Source organism: Asticcacaulis sp. P2_C5 (assembly GCF_056404555.1).
Map to the genome: position 1 here is coordinate 89,955 of NZ_JBFUDU010000008.1, position 18,289 is coordinate 108,243.

The following is an 18,289-nucleotide window of genomic DNA, read 5'->3' on the forward strand; positions in this document are numbered from 1 at the left end:
CAATGGCGATGCGGTTCGACGTTGACAAGCTGAAGTCCCTGCCGGGCAAGATTCCGACCGTGGACGGCGAGGTCAATACCTACCTAAATCCGGAAGTCGGCCAGCCCCAGTTGATGAAGACGATCATCTTCATCAACGGAATGGGCAATACCGGTCTCGATCACAAACAGTCGGCGCTCGCCCTGTCCCTGGTACAGATGTCGAAGGTCACCGGCGTCTACAACATGACGGCCGGGTTTCGGCAAGACCTGATCCAGTGCCTGGGCGACAAGAACCAATTCAACGGGTTTTCGCTGTCGGCACAACACCGGATCGTGTGGAACAATGGCGTCAGTCCGCTGCAGAAGGCGGAGATCATGCGCAGAGCGCTCAGCCGCAACCCGGCGCAGGTGGCGCTGTTCGACCTGCTGCGCAAGACGTCCGGCGCCATTGAGGTCTTCGCCCATTCCCAGGGCAATCTGATTCTGAGCAACGTCCTTCAGGCGCTGGACGCCATCGGCGCTGAAACCTTGCGTTCGTCGAGGGTTTGCAGCTTCGGCTCGCCAACGGTGAACTGGCCGGCCGGACTGCAGCGCGTCGAAATGGCCTATACCATGGACCCGGTATCGTGGCTGGGCGGCATCGACCTCAGCTTCAGTGTGTCGAAGCTTGGCATGCCGTCCAGTTCGTGGAATCCGATCACTCATGCTTTCCTGCAATATCTCAATGACGATCCGGCTTTTGTCATCAACCGCTTCCGCACCGGCGGATGGGGCGTGACGGTCAACATGGACGAAGATGGCCTTGCGCAATGCCTGGCCGAGATGGGTGACAATACCAAGCGGGTGTTCGACATCTTCACCTATCTCGAAAAGAACAATCCCAGCGATTCCGACGATATCGCGCTATCGTATGCCGGGATCGTCCGCAAGGACAAGAAGCTGGAACAGATTGTGCGTGGCGCTGGACCCTTGAAGGCCCTGTTGATCGACCTGATGTCGGCGGGCTGGGTCGGCGCCGACGAAAAGGCGGCCATCGCCTATCTGAAAGCATTGTAGCAGGCACAGGAGGCGCACATGCAACGCCATGGAACTGAGTTTAGAGCTGGGAGCGACACGATTGTTTTGACAGCCGGCGGCGTGTCGAGCGTGCAGCAGGTTTTGCACCGGTTGCTGGCCAGCCCGGAGCAGATGCAGCGTCTGCGTGCCTTCCTCGACCGGGAGCGCCTTGTTCCCACCGAGGCCCTGTATCACCGCCTGAGCGACCATGAGGTCATCGCCATTGTCGCGCGCCAGGTCGCCTCGGGGAAGGTGCAGGCGCAGCACACACCCGGGTTTGGCGCGGCACATCCGTTTACCGGCGGCGACGCTCCCGCCGCTGTCGACCTTGATCGGCCGTGGCAGCCAAAGGCGGCGCCGAAGGCTGCTGCGTCGGGCGCCGTACCAAAACCGTCTTCGTTGCTGGACGAGGCCAAGACAGCCGCCAAAAACACCGCGCAAGGCGCCGCACAAAAGGCCCAGGATGTCGTGCAACAGGCAAAGGACACCGCCGGCCAGGCCCTGGATGACGCCAAAAACAAGGCCGAAGAGGTGGCGGACGCTGCCAAGCAAAAGGCACAAGACGCGGTCCAGCAGGCAAAAGATACTGCCAACCACGCCGTAGACGACGCCAAGAACAAGGCCGAGGAGGTCGTGGACTCTGCCAAGCAGAAGGCGCAAGACGCGGTTCAGCAGGCAAAGGATACGGCCAATCAGGCCGTGGACGATGCCAAGAACAAGGCCGAAGAGGTCGCGGACGCTGCCAAACAGAAGGCACAAGACGCGGTTCAGCAGGCAAAGGATACGGCCAGTCAGGCCGTGGACGATGCCAGGAACAAGGCCGAAGAGGTCGCGGACGCTGCCAAAGAGAAGGCGCAAGACGCGGTGCAACAGGCAAAGGATACGGCCAATCAGGCCGTGGACGATGCCAAGCAACAAGCGCAAGATGCGGTCGAGGCGGCCAAGGAAAAAGCGCAGGACGCCGCCCAACAGGCGCAGGATGCCGCCAGCGAGGCTAAGCAGCAGGCTCAAGATGCGGTTGACGCGGCCAAGGAACAGGCACAGGACGCCGCCAGCGAAGCCAAGCAGCAAGCTCAGGACGCGGTCGATGCCGCCAAAGAACAGGCCCAGGATGCTGCCAGCGAAGCCAAGCAGCAAGCTCAGGACGCGGTCGATGCCGCCAAAGAACAGGCGCAGGATGCTGCCAGCGAAGCCAAGCAACAAGCCCAAGACGCGGCCGACGCGGCCAAAGAACAGGCACAGGACGCTGCCCAACAGGCCCAGGATGCCGCCAGTGAGGCCAAGCAGGAGGCTCAGGACGCCGCATCATCCGCCGAGGACGCGCTTGGCGACGCTTTCAAGGATCCGTTCGGCTAAGCCTAGCTGTGCGAAAAGGACATCATGACCGCTCCGACAGCCTATGACACCGTCGCCTATCCGTCATCGATCTTCAGCCAAACCCATCCGGACCGGCTGGCGGCGATTGCCAGGCTGCACGGACTGAAGCCACCGGAGATTGCAACCGCGCGCGTACTGGAAATCGGCGGCGGGGAGGGGATGAACGCCATCGCCCTTGCCGCAGCCTATCCGCGCCTCCGGGTGCTTAGCTTCGACCTGTCGCCCCAGGCTGTGGCGCGCGGCAAGCTGGCGGTGGAAAAGGCCGGCCTCGCCAATGTCCAGGTCGAGGTGGGCGATATCCTCGACGCCGCGCAAGACCTGACGCAGACCTTCGACTATGTCATCTGCCACGGGGTCTATGCCTGGGTGCCGGAGGTGGTGCGTGACGCTATCCTGCGCCTGACCGGCAGGGTGCTGGCCGACAACGGCGTCGCCTATATCAGCTACAATGCCCTGCCGGGCGGATATCTGCGCATCGCGCTGCGTGACATGCTGCTGCGCGCGGTGGCCGGCGTGGAAGATCCGCAGGCACGCCTGGCCGCCGCCCACGCGTTCCTTGATGCCTATATCGCTCAGGGGACGGACGACGACCGGCCGCCGCAGAAGGCGCTGATCGACGAAGCGCGTACCATGCGCACCAAGTCGGCGAGCGTACTGTTCCACGATGAACTGGGTGAGTGCTTCTTTCCGCAGGCGCTGTCGGACGTGGCGAGGTCCGCGGAAGCGCATGGTCTTCAGTTTCTCGGCGATGCGGGCGAAGGACCGCTGGGCGACGGCTTCCTGCCTGATGGGGCCGACGATGTGTCCACGCCGGCGGTTGTCCGGGCCGCCCAGGTGCAGGATGACCGTAATGTTCGCTTCTTCCGCCAGAGCCTGTTCGTGCGTGCGGCGCAAAGGCCGCTGCGCCAGGTTGATCCGGATCTGATCCGCACGCTGTATGTGTCCTCCAACGCATCACGGTCGGGCGAGAACGGCTACAAGAACAAATCCGGAATCTATGAAATGTCGGATCCGCGCATGATCGCCGTCATGGAGCGGCTGATCGGCGCCTTTCCCGACCGCGTGCCGATGGCGGACCTCGACGCCGATGACGAGGTGACGCGCGCCCTGCACGGCCTGTTCGAAGCCGGCCTGGTGCAACTGCATGCCGGGGCGCCGCCATTTGCGGTGACGCAGCCCGCCAGACCGGAAGCCAGTTCGCTGGCGCGGGCGCAGCTGGAAGACGGACAGGTACATATCTGTACCCTCGACCATCACATCCTGGCGATCCGGGAACCGGCGCCAGCGGCCTTTATCAGGATGTTGGACGGCACGCGGACGCTGGACGATCTGCGCGCGCATTGGGCCCAGACCGAATTCGCGCAGCAGACGTCGTTCGACGCAGCAATGGCCCTTGTCATACGCGCGGCCTTCCTGAAGCTGCGGGTGCGATGATCGAACTTGCTGCCAAGGATCTTGTCTGGACGCCGATCCCCGCCGTTCCTGTCGTTGCATTTTCCATAATGTTTATTGGCTGCGGTTGATGGTCACTTTGGCCGTCGTTCTCTCACCCGCCGCATTTTCGACGGTGATAGTCGAGATACTGGTCGTATCTGAGGCCAAGGCGACTGTAATGCCATCCGACGGTGCAATCAGAACAAATGGCAATCCGCTGGCCGAAACGCATTGCGCCAGCAAGGTTGCCGGTGTGAGATGAGTATGGCTTCGCCAGCGAATTCACCTGGGTCGCCGTGGCATACAGGTCGACGCAAGTGACATCAGGCGTCTGGGCTGTGTCCGCCATGGCAGGCGAGGCGACCAACCCAGTACTCCGGCGCGAACTCAATTCGAGGACTTCTTCGGCAAACAGGCGGCGACCGAGGTCGTACTGGAGGCATGCGGCGGTTCGCATCATTGGGCCCGCGTGCTTCGTCAATTTGGGCATAGCGTCCGCCTGATCCCGCCGCAGTACATCAAACCCTTCGTCAAGCGTGCGAAGAATGACCGCAACGATGCTGAGGCCATCAGTGAGGCTGCGGCGCGTCCGACCATGCCCTCGGTCGCGGTCAAGACTGTCGAGCAACAAGCCAACGCCATGATCCTGAAACATCGCGATATGGTCGTCGCGCAACGTACTCTACGGGCCGTCCACACATGGTATTATGCCCATGGGGGATTGAAGACGGCGACCTAACCGGCCGATCAGGCCAGTTTGCGGCGAAGACCCTGACCGCCTGCCTGTCCGGGGCTGGCACGGCGACGACGACAGCAATCACCAGCTACGGTACGTCAAAACATCCCTGCACGGCTTCATTAACCGTTAGGGGCGCCTGGCGTCGCTTTTCCTTCAAACGCGTCTGAATGGGGTTGTGTCCGGCCCGAAGGAGCTTCCTCGCTTCGGCGGCACTGGTACGGGCTTCCGAGATCGACACATCCGGCCAAGGGCCAAGGCCCATCTCTTTACGCTTACCGTACAGCGCGAATCGGAACACCCACTTGCCAAACTGCTTTTCGCGCTTCACGAGCCACAGCCCCTGACCGTCCGCATACTTTCCCGCGTCCAGGTTCTTGGCCGTCATCTGATTGAGGACATTATACCTCATAGTCCACCTCTCAGTCCACCTTTTACACTGAGAAGGGGCGAGGTGTAATGAGAATGTACGAGTACCTCTTATATATAGTATCGTTGCCCCTGTTGACCTATGAGAAAGCATGAGCTAGGGGAGACGCCCGGTACGGTGCCTCTCGACCGCACCACCCTCAGCTCAAAGCTTCGGGTGGCAGGCCACTCGGCGCTATAGTTTGAAGGTACAGGCCTCCGGAGATGGGTGAACAGATGAGGGATTACGCTATAGAGCGTTGAAGGGGAGGCTTTTACCGTGAGCCAGACAACCGAAACCCCGCAAAAGCCCGATATTGATCCCGAAGTCATCATCAAGCCTCGTGAACAGACGGCGCGCGAAAAGCGCGAGGCTGAGGCTGATCCCGAACTGATCACCCCCGAACAGATCGAAGACTTCGCCCTCAAGGACGATTACGCCCTTAATCCACAATATATCTCGCTGGTCATCGACGCTGCCGATCGTGGTGACGGTATGCGCCTGCGTGAACTGCTGGACGCCCTGCATCCGGCCGATATCGCCGACCTGCTGGGCTTTCTGTCGGAGGACTATCGCGAAGAGGTCATCCCCTGGATCCCCGCCGATGCCCTGGCCGAGATCCTGCCGGAACTGGACGACGACATCCGCGAAGAGGTCATCGACACCCTCCATACCAACGACCTGGCCGAGGTCCTGCAGGAGCTCGATTCCGACGACGCCGCCGCTGTCTTCGAGGACCTGGAGGAAGACCAGCAGAAGGCCGTCCTGGCCGCCATGCCGCAGGCCGAGCGCGACGCCATCGTCACCTTCATGGGCTACGAAGAGGAAACCGCCGGCCGCCTGATGCAGCGCGAGGTCATGGCTGCGCCCAGCTTCTGGAATGTCGGTCACACCATCGACCATATGCGGGAAAACGGCGACGACCTGCCGGAACTGTTTTTCGACATCTACGTCATCGACCCAAGCCACAGGCCTGTCGGCGCCGTGCCGGTGTCGCTTCTGCTGCGCGCCCGGCGCGACGCACAGCTGCAGAGTCTGATGGAGCCGATCACCGAGATCAAGGTCGACCAGGACCAGGAAGAGGTCGCCTATATTTTCGAGAAATACCACCTGATATCGGCGCCGGTCATCGACACCTCGGGTCGTCTGGTCGGCCAGATCACGGTCGACGACATCGTCAACATCATCCAGGCCGAACACCGCGAAGACATCCTGGCCCTGGCCGGGGTCTCCGACGTCGAAGGCCGTGACACCGACATTGTCGGCATGGTCAAGTCGCGCCTGCCGTGGCTGCTGATCAACCTGCTGACGGCCTTCGCCTCGGTCACTGTCATTTCGGTCTTCCAGGACCAGATTATCAAGATGGTGGCCCTGGCCAGCCTGATGCCGGTCGTGGCTTCCATCGGCGGCAATCTCGGCACCCAGGCCCTGACCGTGTCGGTGCGGGCCCTGGCCGCGCGCGAGCTGACCGCGGCCAATGCCATGCGCACATTGTGGCGCGAAATCTGTTCCGGCTGGCTGGTCGGCGCGTGTGTCGCCCTGGGGCTGGCCGCCGTGACCCTCATTTTCTGGCACGATATCCGGCTGGCCGGCGTGATCGCCGCCGCCATCCTGATCAATTTCACCATGGCGGCCCTGGCCGGCACCTTGATCCCGCTGACGGCGTCGAAACTGGGTATGGACCCCGCCAGCGCCTCGCCCATCTTCGTGACCCTGGTGACCGATTTCTTCGGTTTTTTCAGTTTCCTGGGTTTAGCGGCTATAATCCTGTTGTAATTCTTAAACGGTCTGTGGTTTGCTAAGTATGGGGCGTACAGGCTCAAAACGTCTCGTTTTGGGTCGGGGGTGGGTCAAGTTTACCCGCCATAAGGCTAGTTTGGGGTCAGGATTAGGGATGAGAGCGCGTCAAAAGGTTTCCCGCGCCGGGGTCGAGCTGATCAAGAGTTTTGAAGGCTTGCGATCGACCGCGGCCCGCCTGCCGGACGGCCGGTGGACACTCGGGTATGGTCATACCTTTTCGGCGCGTGAGGGCGCCCGGGTCACTCAGGAAGATGCCGACGCACTGCTGCGTTTCGACCTCCTGCCGATCGTCGATACACTGAACAACATGGTCCTGGTTCCGCTGAACCAGAACCAGTTCGACGCCCTGGTTTCGTTCTGCTTCAATATTGGCGTCGAGAATTTCGGCGCCTCGACGGTGCTGAAGCGCATTAACGAAGGCCGCATGACCGAGGCCGCCCTGGCTATGGACGCGTGGCGTTCAGCGGAGTTCAACGGCCAGACCTACGTCCTCGCGCCGCTGATCCGCCGCCGCGCCGCCGAAAAGAACCTGTTCCTGACGCCGGAAGAATCCGCCGGCAATGCGCCGACCCTGCTGGTCCGTCCGGTCGAAGATGCCCCGGGCGCCGCACCCATGCGTCCGTCCGAACTCGATTCGCCGGATCGTGGCGGCATCCTGTCGGCCTATCCCGTCGGTGCGTCGGAACCCGCGCGACCGGCGCCTGAGCCTGCCCCGGCTCCTGCCCCGACGCCAAATCCGGCGCAATTCTACTCACCCTATTCGCAACCGGCACCGGCGACCTTTGCCCAGCCGGCGCCGACGCCGATCGCGGCACCGGTGGCGTCGCCTTACGCTGCGCCCGTCGAACCTGTCGTCGAGCGTCCCGCCCCAACCCCCACTTTCACTGCGCCTGTTGCCCCCGAGCGCCCAGTCGAGCATATAGTCGAAGCCCTGCCCGACGGTATGGTTGTCTCTTCGGCGATGCGCGAATCGCCGGCCGAACCGGCGGCCCCTGCTTTTGCGGGTCAGGACCGTGTCAGCGACGAGCCTGCGCCGCAGATGAGCGCCGAGGTCCAGGCCGCCCTGGCCCGTGCCCAGGAAGAACAACGTCTACGCGACGATGCCCTGCGCCAGAGCCAGGTCCTGGCGGCTGCCCGCGCCGCCGAGGAAGCCCGCCTGCGCGAAGAGGCGCGCCTGCAGGAAGAAGCGCGTCTCCAGGAACAGCAGAGGCTTGTTGCCGCTGAACAGGCGCGCCTCGAACAGCAACGCCTCGAGCAGGCCCGTCTGGAACAGGAGCGCCTGGCTGCCGAAGATGCCGAACGCCAGCGCGCCGCCGCCGCTGCCGACGCTGCCCGTCTTGAGCAGACACGTCTTGAGCAGACCCGGATAGAGCAGGAACAACGGGCGGCCGCTGAGGCTGCCCAAGCCGCCGCCCAAGCCGCCGCCCAAGACGCTGAACGTCAGCGCCTGGCCGCCGAGGAATCGCGCCGTGAGTACGAGCGTCAGGAGCAGGCGCGAATCGAGCGCGAACGCGAAGCTGCGGCCGCCGCCGAACGCGAACGCCTGGCCGCCGCCGAGGCTGCTGCCCAGGCCGCAGAACGCCAACGCGCCGAACAGGCACGAGCCGCCGCCGCGCCGGTCGTTCCGCAGGCCACCAGCGAAGAAGCCGAGAAGATCCGCAAGGCCGAGGCCGCCGCGGCCCTGATGCGTCTCTATTCGCCGTACGGCGGCGGTTCGCTGGGCAAACCCCTGGCCAGTCCTTTGGCGGCGCCGGTGGCCAAGCCCGCCGCACCTGCGGCCGTCGAGGAATTCAGCAACCACAGCGTCATTGCACCGTCTTCGGCGCAGTCGTCGCCGATCGATATTTCCAGCCACGCCGAGCCGGCGAAACCGCCAGTCCAGCAGTCTGAGCCTGAAACTGAGGACGACGAAGACGAAGGTCCGATCATGGCGCCGTTCGGTGTTTCGGCCTTTGCCATGCCGGCGCCCGTGATCACGGCTATCAATCCCTATGCCCAGTCGCCGAGCCGGCCAACGCTGGTACCGGCCCCCGCAGCGGAACCCGAAGTCGTCGAGGTCCCGCGTCCGGCGCCTGTCGATCTGTCGGCGCCCTCGACGGCGGCGATTTTCGAGCGTGCGCAGCCGGCGGCCGAGTCCGCGCCTCAGGCCCAAAACCTGGCCAAGCCCGAACAAAACTGGCGCGAGCAACTGCAGCGCCCTCTTCCCGAAGGCTACAAGACGCCGGAAACCGAGCAGCCCGAACAGGCCAGCCTCATCCAGGCGTCCCGCGCATCGCGTTACGACCAGGTCTATGACGACGACAACGAGCCATGGACCATGGACGGCGACCGCATCGCCCTGTCATCCGAAGAAATGCACGAGGAAGGCGCCAGCTGGGGCAAGATGATCATCTCGACCCTGTGGTGGATATTCATCTCCGGCATGGGCCTGGCCTGCCTGGGCGTCGCGACGGCGGCCTGGTGGAAGGCGACCAAGGACATGACCGTTGTGCGCAACGGCTTCGCGCCCGACTACACGACCCTGTCCATCGTCATGGCGGCGCTCGGCATCTTCTTCGTATCGGTCTCTGTCTGGCTGATCATGAAGCGCCTGGGCGGCCTCAGGGATGAGTCCTGACGTCTGACTGGCGTAGGGGGGACTGGCGCTCGGGTGGCGCTGACGCCAGCTCGAAATAGCTGTCATCCGGTGTAAAGGCCGGGATATTGGGATGAACGCTTCGCCCCAGCTTTCGTAAGGTCGTGACCGGGGAATCGAGCTGCGCCAGGGTCGCCACGGTCGTCTGGTAACCGTTCTCCACAGCCTTATCATAGGCCTTCCAGTCACGGATTTCGACCCCGGCCGGCTCAGGAATGATCAGCAGATCCGTCGCGGCGCGTGACTGGGCCAGATCGGCGGCCGTGGTAATGGTCGCCGAGCGCATCATCACCGAGACAATGGGCGGTCCCCGCCGCCAGTCACCGCGCGCGATCCACGACAGCAGGCTTTTCGGTACGCTCAGCGCCTTGGGGTCCAGTCCGCGCGCCCGTGTCACGTCAACCCCAATCACCGTTCCCAGGTGCATATTGCGCATCATCGTCGCCGGGAAGGAGCGCATCACCGCGCCGTCGACCAGGACCTCGCCGTCCTCGATGACCGGCGGCATGACGCCGGGCAGGGAAATCGACGCCCGCAACGCCTTGCGCAGCATCCCTGTCTTGTGAACCTTCAATACGCCGGTCGTCAGGTTCGACGACAGGCAGAAATAGGGCAGGGGCATATCCTCGATCATCACATCGCCGAAATGTTTTTCCAGCCGGGCATCGACCTTGCGTCCAGCGGTCATGGCAATGAACGGGAAGGTAATGTCATCGAGTGGCGACGAGGTGACGAAGGCGTCGCGAATACGTGTTTCGATCTCGGCGTCATCCCATTGCAGCGCCAGGCTGGCCGACAGTATGGCGCCCATGGACGAGCCGCACACGAAGTCGACGGGTATATGCGCCTCACGCAGGGCCTGGACGGCGCCGATCTGCGAAAAGGCGCGCGCCCCACCGCCGGAAAAGACAACACCGACGCTGTGGCCCGTGACGATTCGGGCCAGTCGCGCGACGTCGGAGATGTCGTCGTCATGGATATGAAACCACCGTGTCGGCGACAGGGCGTCCAGCCAGGCGCGTGTGCGGCCGGGCGTGTGGGCCAGCCGAACCTTTGTCGGATAGGCCAGGATCAGGTCGGGCGCACGGTGCAGCAGCGACTTTTCGCCCTCGGTCTCAACCAGATTCGGCGGGTTTTCCGCGTCGGCGACCAGGAAGACATGATCGACCTGACGTGAACTGAGCAGGCGCCAGTGGCTTTCGTGGCGCTCGGCAACATGCAGGACGTAGTCGTTTTCACTTTCGATGTTCGAAAACGCGTCCGGATTGGTGCCGTGAAACGTCTTGTCCAGCACGGCCGCCCTGTAGCCAAGCGCGCGGATCTGGACCGCGACACGCTCGACCATTGGCCGGATCGGCTTGTCGCAGATGGCGTGAAAGGCAAAGACATTGGGCGTCACGGCCGGGGCGTTATGGCGGGCGCGTTCCATCATCTTGCGCGACAGGGCCATCAGCAGTTCGGGCCGCGAATCCATGGCGGCGAGAAAGGCGTCGCGTGGCATGGCCAGCAAGTCGGAGTCACGTAGTGCCATGACGGTATGGCTGTGATGGGTACCGGCAATCAGTGACATCTCGCCCACCGGCTCGCCCGGCCGGATAATACCGATCAGGCTCAGTTCGTCCTGATCCTCGTCGTGACGGAAGGCGCCAAGCCGGCCTGAGCGCAACAGATAAAGATGGTCGGATTCGTCACCGGCGCTGAACAGCCGTGATCCGCCCGGCAGGGAGATCAGGCTGGCGCTTTGCCCAAGCGTCGTACCGAACAGGTTTTCAAGGGCTTCCTGAAGTGTGGGAGCGGCTGTGGACATGTCTTTGGCCATACGCGTTACCTGAGGCGTTTCCCTGTTTTCTTATAGGAATGCGCCTGAATTGCTTCTAAAGATTTAAGTCGCATTTACCAAGAGCGTTCAACGATAAATCGTCTCAACGCTCTTGGTTTTTTATCTTGTCGCACGTCTTATCCGAAAAGTGGCGGCCACTTTGTCGGGACGTGCTTGGATTGGAAAGTACCTGTGGGCGATATTCATATCATGAAGCTGGCGGTGGGCGCCGAGAGCCTGGAAGACATGCTGCGCTGGCAGCGCGAGCGCGGCTTTGACGAGATATCCTATATCCACACCCGCCACCGCCCGACGCGCTGGGAAGAATTGATCAATGGCGGTTCGCTCTATTGGGTGGTGAAGGGGGTGATTCTCTGCCGCCGTGAGATCGTGTCGTTCGATTTCGACGAAAAGGCCGATCACTGGCTGATCGGCATGAAGTCGCAGAATATCCTGACCGAAGCCCAGCCACGCCGCCCGTTCCAGGGCTGGCGCTATCTGAAGCCGGCCGACGCGCCGCGCGATATCGCCGATTCGGCGCACGGCGACCTGACGCCCGAACTGGCGCGCGCCCTCAAGGAAGCCGGCGTTTGGTAATCTAAACCGCTATATTGTCGATCAGCCGGGTCTTGCCCAGCCATAGCGCGGCCAGCAGGCGCTGTGGACGCCCGGGCGTCACGTCCCCCAGGGTTTCGGCATCGCGCAGGGCGATATAGTCGACACTACGAAAACCCGCCGCCAGCAATCCAGTCTGCGCCTGGGCGATTGCCGCGTCAGGCGCGTCGCCGGCCAGGACCGCTGTCCGAACGGTTTGCAGTGCCTGGTGCAGCAAGGGTGCGATCGAGCGCTCTTCTTGGCTGAGATAGGCGTTACGCGACGACAGGGCCAGGCCGTCGGCTTCGCGAACGGTCGCACCGGGGATGATCTCGATAGGCATATCGAAGTCGCGCACCATGGCGCGGATAACGGCCAGTTGCTGGAAGTCCTTTTCGCCGAACACGGCAATGTCCGGGCGCACCTGGTTGAACAGCTTCATCACCACGGTCGCGACACCGGAAAAGAACTGCGGGCGGAAATCGCTTTCCAGTCCGAGCGCCGGGCCCTTCATCTCGACCCGGCTGACAAAGCCCTGAGGATACAGCGCATCGACCGTCGGCAGATAGACGACGTCGCAGCCGACACTATGCAGCAGGGCCAGATCACCGGCCTCGTTACGCGGATAGCGGTCGAGATCCTCGGTCGGAGCGAATTGCAATGGATTGACGAAGATCGACACGACGACCTTGTCGGCCAGGGCGCGGGCCTGGCGGACTAGGGTGAGATGACCTTCGTGCAACGCACCCATGGTCGGCACAAAGGCGATCCGGGCGCCATCTTGCCGTAAGGTTGCGACGGTGGCACGCAAGTCCGGGACCGTGGTGACGCGGGTCAGATTGTCGACGGGAAAAGCGCTGTCCGGCATCACGGTTTCCAAATTAACCATAGTCCCTAACCATGAATTAAACGGCTAGGCACATAATTCGGCTTATGACCCATCCAGACACATCTCGTAAAGCCGTATTTTTGTGCGCCGCACTCCTCGCCGCGTCGGGACTTAGCGCCTGCGATAATCAGAATTTGGGAAAGACCTTCGCACAAATCAAGGCGATCGAGGTCGATGACAGTGGCCAGCCGTCTTCGGACAGCCACAAGAAGCTCGACAAGAAAGACGTCGAGCTGGTCGTTCGAACCGCTGAAGATCTGGCCGTGGGGGAGGGCGGACTGCTGAAGAAGCCGTCGAAAGACGGTGCCGACAAGGTGCAGATCGCCGTTGTCGATCCGTTGCAGTTGCCGCCTGCTTCTGAACCGGAATTGGACGTCAAGCCCGAAGCCGGCACGGCGCCGCAACTGCGGACCGAGGTGACGCCACGTTCTGTGGTCACGGAAGCAAAACCCGTCGACATCAAACCGGTCACAGTTGCGGCCGCCGGAAAGACCATACAGGTCGGATCATTCGGCAGCCTGGCCTCGGCCCAGAATGCCTGGCGTACGCTTCAGGCCAAATACCCCGGTGTCGAACAGTTCCGGCCCAGCTACCAGTCGGTCACCCTGGCCTCAGGCAAGTCGATGGTGCGCCTGAAGGTGGGGCCAGTCACCCAGCCCGGCCAGGCCGAACGGTTGTGCAACCAGCTCAATATCCACGACGCCTGGTGCGCCCGCGCGTCGTAAAGATAAAACAACCTCCACACGGTTGAGAAGTCTGTCGCGGAAAGTGCGATCTGCGCTATAAACGCCCCATGACTCGCCGGTTAAGCGCTCGCCGCATCCTTTTCGACGCCGTGACCCGGGCCATTCCTGCCGGCTTCGCGGCCATACTGTTCGCTGCCGGTGTCGCCCTGCTGCTATCCATCATCACGCCGATCGACCCGGCCGCCATGCCCTTTGTCGAGCGCTGGCTACCGCTGGGCCTGGTCGAAATCTCCCACGTCGCCGGCACCGTCATTGCGGTCCTGATGATCTTTGTGGCACGCGGTCTGTGGGCGCGGATCGAAGCCGCCTGGTACGCCGCCATCGCGCTGTTCGTTGTCGGCGCCATCCTGTCCCTGACGCGTGAACTGGCCCTAATCAATGCCGTGCTCCTCGGTATGGGGGCGCTGTTGCTGGCGCCGTGCAAACCGGCCTTCAACCGCCGTTCCAGCCTGCTGGCGATGGACATCAATCCATGGTGGGCCGGCAGCGTCATGACCACGCTCGGCCTGGTCGTCTGGGGCGGCTTCTATGTTTACATGCACGTGCCCTATGCCCACGACCTGTGGGTCGACTTCTCCTACCACGCCGCCGCGGCGCGGTTCCTGCGCGCTATCGTGGTGATCGGCTTCACCCTGATGGTATTCACGCTCTACCGCCTGTTCGGCATAGCCCGCCGTCCACCAGCCATGCCGGACGAAAGCGACGCCCGAGATCTTGAGGCCGTGGTCGTCAGCGCGCCTCAGCCGCATGCCTGGCTGGCCCTGCTGCGCGACAAGCACATCCTGTGGAATGACGACCGCACGGCCTTCCTTATGTATGGCATTTCGGGCAACCAGTGGGTGGTGATGGGCGAACCGATCGGCGCCGCTGCCGACGCGCCGGCCCTGTGCTGGCGCCTGCGCGAGATGGCGGCCCTGGCCAATGCGCGCCTCAGCTTCTACGAGTTCGGTCCGCACCGGCTGCCCCTGATGATCGACCTGGGCCTGCGCCCGTTCAAAATCGGCGAGGAGGCCTTGGTCGAGGTTGCGGGCTTCGAACTGGCCGGCAAGAAGGGCTACGGCTTTCGGCAGACCCTGAAGCGCTTCGACACCCTGGGGGCGACGTTCGAGGTCCTGGAGGGCGAGGCGATCGACGCCGAGATGGCAAACCTGAAAGCCGTATCCGACGCCTGGCTGACCGCCAAGGGGGCGCGTGAAAAGCGCTATTCGCTGGGCAGCTTCCAGCCCGACTATATCCGTGCTACGCCGGTCGCTGTGATCCGGTTGAACGGCGATATCCTGGCCTTTGCCAATCTGTGGCCGACCTGCGACCGTTCGACCCTTAGCATAGACCTGATGCGCTACGATCCGAAGTCGCCGCAAAGCATCATGGAATACCTGTTCCTGCGCCTGATCGCCTATGCCCGCGACAGCGGCTACACGACCTTTTCACTCGGCCTGGCGCCCCTGGCGGGGCTTGAGGTCCGTCCGCTCAGCAGCGCGTGGGACAAGGTGGCCTCGGTCATCTACCAACTGGGCGGCGACATCTACAATTTCGAGGGCCTGCGCGCCTACAAGGAAAAGTTCCACCCGCAGTGGCAGCCGCGCTATGTCGCTGTGTCGGGCCAGGAAACGGCGCTGGGTGCCAGCCTGATGGCGGTGGTGGCGCTGGGCGGAAAGACTCCCAAACAGCGCACAGCGCCGTAGCGCATCTCAGGGCCTAATCGTATGTCTCCCAGCTCCCCGCTCGCGGGGAGCGGGGCGCCCCGTGGCGTGCGCCGTAGCCGACGGAGGGGTTGTTTCACCCTGCGCCGTCGCTCTTTCTCACAATACCTCCAGAGTCCGCTCAAACCGCAGTCCCTGTTCCGAAAACTCCCACGCGACCGCCAGCACCTCGACCCCTGCCGCTCGCGCCGCATCATAGGCCCGTCCGAACGCCGGATCGCAATCGCGCGCGATATCGAAGGTCGCCACATCATGCCTTTGCACACAAAAGACCACCACGGCGCGATGGCCCTCATGCACCATATCCATCAGCTCATACAGATGCTTGGCGCCGCGTTCGGTGACACAGTCGGGAAATTCGGCATGCCCCGCCGTCCGCGACAGGTGGACATTCTTGATCTCGACATAGGCGTCGGGTCGCATGGCATGCCCGGTCAGCATGAGATCAATGCGCGAATTGCGGCCATACCTTACTTCCGGCTTTATAGAACCATATCCTTCCAACGACGGAATCAATCCCGCCGCGATGGCCCGCGCGATCACCCGGTTGGGCCATTGCGTATTGACGCCGACCCAGCAACCGCGTTCCTTCAGCGCCTCCAGACGGTACTTCAGCTTGCGCGACGGATCGGCCACCGGACTGACCAGCGCTTCGGTACCCGGTTCCAGCAGACCCAGCATCTTGCCCGGATTGGGGCAGTGTGCTGTAATCGTCTCAAAGGTATCCAGTTCGATATCGGCAAAGAATCGCTTGTATCGCACTTGCAAACGGCCTTTGATAAGCCCGTCGAAACTGATAAGATGATCCACCGGAAGTTCCCAAGATGACTGCCAATCCGACCGCCGCCATAATCATCATAGGCGATGAGATCCTGTCCGGGCGTACCATCGACACCAATGTCAACACAATCGCCAAATTCCTCGCGGCCCTGGGCGTCGACCTGATGGAGGTCCGCATGGTCCACGATATCGAGGACCAGATCATCGCCGCCGTCAACGCGGTCCGCGACCTGTACGACTATGTTTTCACCACCGGTGGCATCGGCCCGACCCACGACGACATTACCGCCGACTGTATCGCCAAGGCCTTCGGCGTCCAGATTAGCGAGCACCCCGCCGCCCTGAAGATGCTAACCGATCGTGCGCTGAAGATGGGCTGGGAGCTGAACGACAACAGCCGCCGCATGGCGCGCATTCCGCATGGCGCCGAGCTGATCAAAAACCCCGTCTCGGCCGCGCCCGGTTTCCAGATCGGCAATGTCTTCGTCATGGCCGGCGTGCCCAAGATCATGACCGCCATGCTGGACGACGTCGCGCCACGCCTGCGTACTGGCCGTCGCGTCCTGTCGCGTACCCTGAAACTGACCTATGTCGGCGAAAGCTGGGCCGCCGATGTGCTGCGCGATCTTGATACGCGTTTTCCGGAACTGTCGCTGGGCAGCTACCCCTATGGCATGGTGCCCGGCGAATTCGGCACCCATCTGGTCGTGCGTGGCCAGGACGAAACCAGCCTCAATACTGCCACTTCCGAGTTGATGGCGCGGCTAGAACCCATCGTCGAAGAGGCCCGGCAGCGTAATTCACTCGCCAGTCTCGAAGACGTCAGCGCCTAAGGATTTCCCATGAAACTGTTCCACGTCTCCGCCCTGGCTTCGGCCGGCCTCGCCCTTGTCATCGCGCCCTTCGCCGAGGCCAAGCCGAAAAAGCCGGCACCTGCGCCGGCGGTTGTCGCGCCTGTCCTGGCGCCGCTCGACCAGGCCGCCGCCCTGCGCGACGCGGCCCTGGCCGGCAATGTCGCCTACCAGTTTACTTCCGACCTGACGACGCGTTTCGGCGCTCGCCCGGCCGGCAGCGATAAGGAAAAGGCGGCCGGTGCCTGGGCCGCCGAGCAACTGAAGAAAATGGGCTTCGACACGGCCGTGGTTGAAACCTTTCCCTATCATCCGTGGCTGCGCGGCAAGGCGGACTCGATCGAGATCACCGGACAGTTTCCACAAAAGCTGAATGGTGTCGCACTCGGCGGTTCGACGGCCGGCGAGGTCGAGGCCGAAGCCGCCCTGTTCGACAGTTGGCAGACCTTCCTCGATTCCAAGGCCGACGTGACGGGCAAGATCGTCGTCATCCTGCAACCCATGCCGCGGTCATCGACCGGTGGCGGCTACGGCGCCATGTCGGGCGCCATCCGCTGGGCCGGTCCTGCCCAGGCACAAAAGCGCGGCGCCGTCGGCTTCGTCCTGCGCTCACTCAGCACCGATGACCATCGCTTCCCGCACGCCGGCGCCACGGGGTGGAGCGACGGCAAGGGCATTCCGGCCATGGCGATCTCGTCACCCGACGCGGCCCAGTTGTCGCGCATCAAGACCCTGCAAGCCAAGGGTGAGGCGGGCCCTGTCCGTCTGAAGATCGTCTCGGGCGCCAGCTTCCCGGGCGTCGGCACCTCGGTCAATGTCGTGGCCGAAATCAAAGGCTCGGAGCACCCGGAAGAGGTTGTCGTCATCGGCGGCCACCTCGACAGCTGGGACCTCGGCACGGGCGCGATCGACGACGGCGTCGGCATGGCGATTGCGCTGGGCGCAGCCAAGACCATACTCGACCACGGCCCGCGCCCGAAACGCACGATCCGCCTGGTCCTGTGGGGCTCGGAGGAGATGTCGCAGCCTGAGGGCTTCACCACGGGCGGTGGCAACTATGCCCTGATGCACAAGGACGAGGCGCCGAAGATGGTCGCCGCCCTGGAGGCCGATTTTGGCGCCGGCCGCGTCCTCAGCGCCAGCCTGGCGCCGACCGATGACGCGACCTATCGCACCAATATGGCCGCTCTGCTGCAGCCCCTGGCCATCTATGTCGAAAGAGAGCCGGCGACGGAGGGTGATTCCGACACTGACGTGCTGTATAATCTGGGCGTGCCGTGCCTGACCCTGAAACAGGACGGCTACGACTACTTCAACATCCACCATACGCCGGACGACGTGCTGGAACGCATCAGGCCCGACGACCTCAACCAGATCGTGGCTGCCTGGACGGCCAGCCTGTGGATGATTGCCGGCACGGACATCACATTCAAGCGTCCGGAGATCAAGCCGGCAGGGTAGGGGTTTGACGTCGCCCGC

General features: G+C 63.0%; 15 protein-coding genes. 11 read left to right on the forward strand and 4 right to left on the reverse strand.

Annotation, left to right across the window (positions count from 1 at the left end; genetic code table 11):
- Window positions 1-2 precede the first annotated feature (2 nt).
- The 4 genes from AC1DXO_RS15145 (at window position 3) to AC1DXO_RS15160 (ending at window position 4,587) form a co-directional block, all read left to right on the forward strand.
- The gene (locus tag AC1DXO_RS15145) at window positions 3-1,037 is read left to right on the forward strand and encodes a hypothetical protein (protein ID WP_476979007.1); all 1,035 of its coding nucleotides are present in this window, start codon (window positions 3-5) and stop codon (window positions 1,035-1,037) included.
- 18 nt (window positions 1,038-1,055) lie between these two features.
- A complete protein-coding gene (locus tag AC1DXO_RS15150; RefSeq protein WP_476979008.1) occupies window positions 1,056-2,393 on the forward strand; it encodes a hypothetical protein in 1,338 nt (445 codons plus the stop codon).
- 24 nt (window positions 2,394-2,417) lie between these two features.
- The gene (locus AC1DXO_RS15155) at window positions 2,418-3,848 is read left to right on the forward strand and encodes a methyltransferase domain-containing protein (protein ID WP_476979009.1); all 1,431 of its coding nucleotides are present in this window, start codon (window positions 2,418-2,420) and stop codon (window positions 3,846-3,848) included.
- A 331-nt stretch (window positions 3,849-4,179) separates the two neighbouring features.
- Entirely contained in the window at window positions 4,180-4,587 is a 408-nt protein-coding gene (locus tag AC1DXO_RS15160; RefSeq protein WP_476979209.1) for an IS110 family transposase, read from the forward strand.
- A gap of 85 nt (window positions 4,588-4,672) precedes the next feature.
- On the opposite strand, the gene AC1DXO_RS15165 is transcribed toward AC1DXO_RS15160, so the two are convergent.
- Window positions 4,673-4,996, reverse strand: coding sequence for an Arm DNA-binding domain-containing protein (locus AC1DXO_RS15165; protein ID WP_476979010.1), 324 nt, complete (start codon window positions 4,994-4,996; stop codon window positions 4,673-4,675).
- Between the two features lie 330 nt (window positions 4,997-5,326).
- Between AC1DXO_RS15165 and mgtE the strand changes: the two genes are divergently transcribed.
- Together mgtE and AC1DXO_RS15175 are read left to right on the forward strand one after the other, a co-directional pair.
- Entirely contained in the window at window positions 5,327-6,769 is a 1,443-nt protein-coding gene (mgtE, locus tag AC1DXO_RS15170) for a magnesium transporter (protein WP_476979210.1), read from the forward strand.
- A 118-nt stretch (window positions 6,770-6,887) separates the two neighbouring features.
- Window positions 6,888-9,410 carry a lysozyme gene (locus tag AC1DXO_RS15175; RefSeq protein WP_476979011.1) on the forward strand — a complete coding sequence of 841 codons (2,523 nt, stop codon included), beginning with the start codon at window positions 6,888-6,890 and terminating at the stop codon, window positions 9,408-9,410.
- On the opposite strand, the gene AC1DXO_RS15180 is transcribed toward AC1DXO_RS15175, so the two are convergent.
- A complete protein-coding gene (locus AC1DXO_RS15180; protein ID WP_476979012.1) occupies window positions 9,394-11,247 on the reverse strand; it encodes a patatin-like phospholipase family protein in 1,854 nt (617 codons plus the stop codon). The genes AC1DXO_RS15175 and AC1DXO_RS15180 overlap by 17 nt on opposite strands.
- 192 nt (window positions 11,248-11,439) lie before the next feature.
- On the opposite strand from AC1DXO_RS15180, the gene AC1DXO_RS15185 reads away from it, so the two are divergent.
- Window positions 11,440-11,844: a DUF1489 family protein gene (locus tag AC1DXO_RS15185; protein WP_476979013.1), complete on the forward strand. Its 405-nt coding sequence runs from the start codon at window positions 11,440-11,442 to the stop codon at window positions 11,842-11,844.
- 1 nt (window position 11,845) lies between these two features.
- Here AC1DXO_RS15185 and panC read toward each other — a convergent pair whose 3' ends face one another.
- Window positions 11,846-12,709, reverse strand: coding sequence for a pantoate--beta-alanine ligase (panC, locus tag AC1DXO_RS15190; RefSeq protein ID WP_476979014.1), 864 nt, complete (start codon window positions 12,707-12,709; stop codon window positions 11,846-11,848).
- A 155-nt stretch (window positions 12,710-12,864) separates the two neighbouring features.
- Between panC and AC1DXO_RS15195 the strand changes: the two genes are divergently transcribed.
- Complete coding sequence (locus AC1DXO_RS15195) at window positions 12,865-13,455, forward strand: SPOR domain-containing protein (RefSeq protein ID WP_476979015.1); 591 nt, start codon at window positions 12,865-12,867, stop codon at window positions 13,453-13,455.
- Between the two features lie 68 nt (window positions 13,456-13,523).
- A complete protein-coding gene (locus tag AC1DXO_RS15200; protein WP_476979016.1) occupies window positions 13,524-15,161 on the forward strand; it encodes a phosphatidylglycerol lysyltransferase domain-containing protein in 1,638 nt (545 codons plus the stop codon).
- Window positions 15,162-15,278: 117 nt separating this feature from the next.
- Here AC1DXO_RS15200 and sfsA read toward each other — a convergent pair whose 3' ends face one another.
- Window positions 15,279-15,989, reverse strand: a complete 711-nt coding sequence (gene sfsA, locus AC1DXO_RS15205) for a DNA/RNA nuclease SfsA (RefSeq protein ID WP_476979017.1) — start codon at window positions 15,987-15,989, stop codon at window positions 15,279-15,281.
- A gap of 14 nt (window positions 15,990-16,003) precedes the next feature.
- Between sfsA and AC1DXO_RS15210 the strand changes: the two genes are divergently transcribed.
- Window positions 16,004-16,792 (forward strand): competence/damage-inducible protein A, encoded by a 789-nt coding sequence (locus tag AC1DXO_RS15210; protein ID WP_476979018.1) that lies wholly within the window; start codon window positions 16,004-16,006, stop codon window positions 16,790-16,792.
- A gap of 9 nt (window positions 16,793-16,801) precedes the next feature.
- Window positions 16,802-18,271 (forward strand): M20/M25/M40 family metallo-hydrolase, encoded by a 1,470-nt coding sequence (locus AC1DXO_RS15215; RefSeq protein WP_476979019.1) that lies wholly within the window; start codon window positions 16,802-16,804, stop codon window positions 18,269-18,271.
- The last annotated feature ends 18 nt before the right edge of the window (window positions 18,272-18,289 follow it).

What these genes read in the sequence shown, in the direction of transcription:
- AC1DXO_RS15145 (WP_476979007.1), top strand. Translation starts at nt 3, where the DNA reads ATGGCGATGCGGTTCGACGTTGACAAGCTGAAGTCCCTGCCGGGCAAG.
- AC1DXO_RS15150 (WP_476979008.1), top strand. Translation starts at nt 1,056, where the DNA reads ATGCAACGCCATGGAACTGAGTTTAGAGCTGGGAGCGACACGATTGTT.
- AC1DXO_RS15155 (WP_476979009.1), top strand. Translation starts at nt 2,418, where the DNA reads ATGACCGCTCCGACAGCCTATGACACCGTCGCCTATCCGTCATCGATC.
- AC1DXO_RS15165 (WP_476979010.1), bottom strand. Translation starts at nt 4,996, where the DNA reads ATGAGGTATAATGTCCTCAATCAGATGACGGCCAAGAACCTGGACGCG.
- AC1DXO_RS15175 (WP_476979011.1), top strand. Translation starts at nt 6,888, where the DNA reads ATGAGAGCGCGTCAAAAGGTTTCCCGCGCCGGGGTCGAGCTGATCAAG.
- AC1DXO_RS15180 (WP_476979012.1), bottom strand. Translation starts at nt 11,247, where the DNA reads ATGGCCAAAGACATGTCCACAGCCGCTCCCACACTTCAGGAAGCCCTT.
- panC (WP_476979014.1), bottom strand. Translation starts at nt 12,709, where the DNA reads ATGCCGGACAGCGCTTTTCCCGTCGACAATCTGACCCGCGTCACCACG.
- AC1DXO_RS15200 (WP_476979016.1), top strand. Translation starts at nt 13,524, where the DNA reads ATGACTCGCCGGTTAAGCGCTCGCCGCATCCTTTTCGACGCCGTGACC.
- AC1DXO_RS15210 (WP_476979018.1), top strand. Translation starts at nt 16,004, where the DNA reads ATGACTGCCAATCCGACCGCCGCCATAATCATCATAGGCGATGAGATC.
- AC1DXO_RS15215 (WP_476979019.1), top strand. Translation starts at nt 16,802, where the DNA reads ATGAAACTGTTCCACGTCTCCGCCCTGGCTTCGGCCGGCCTCGCCCTT.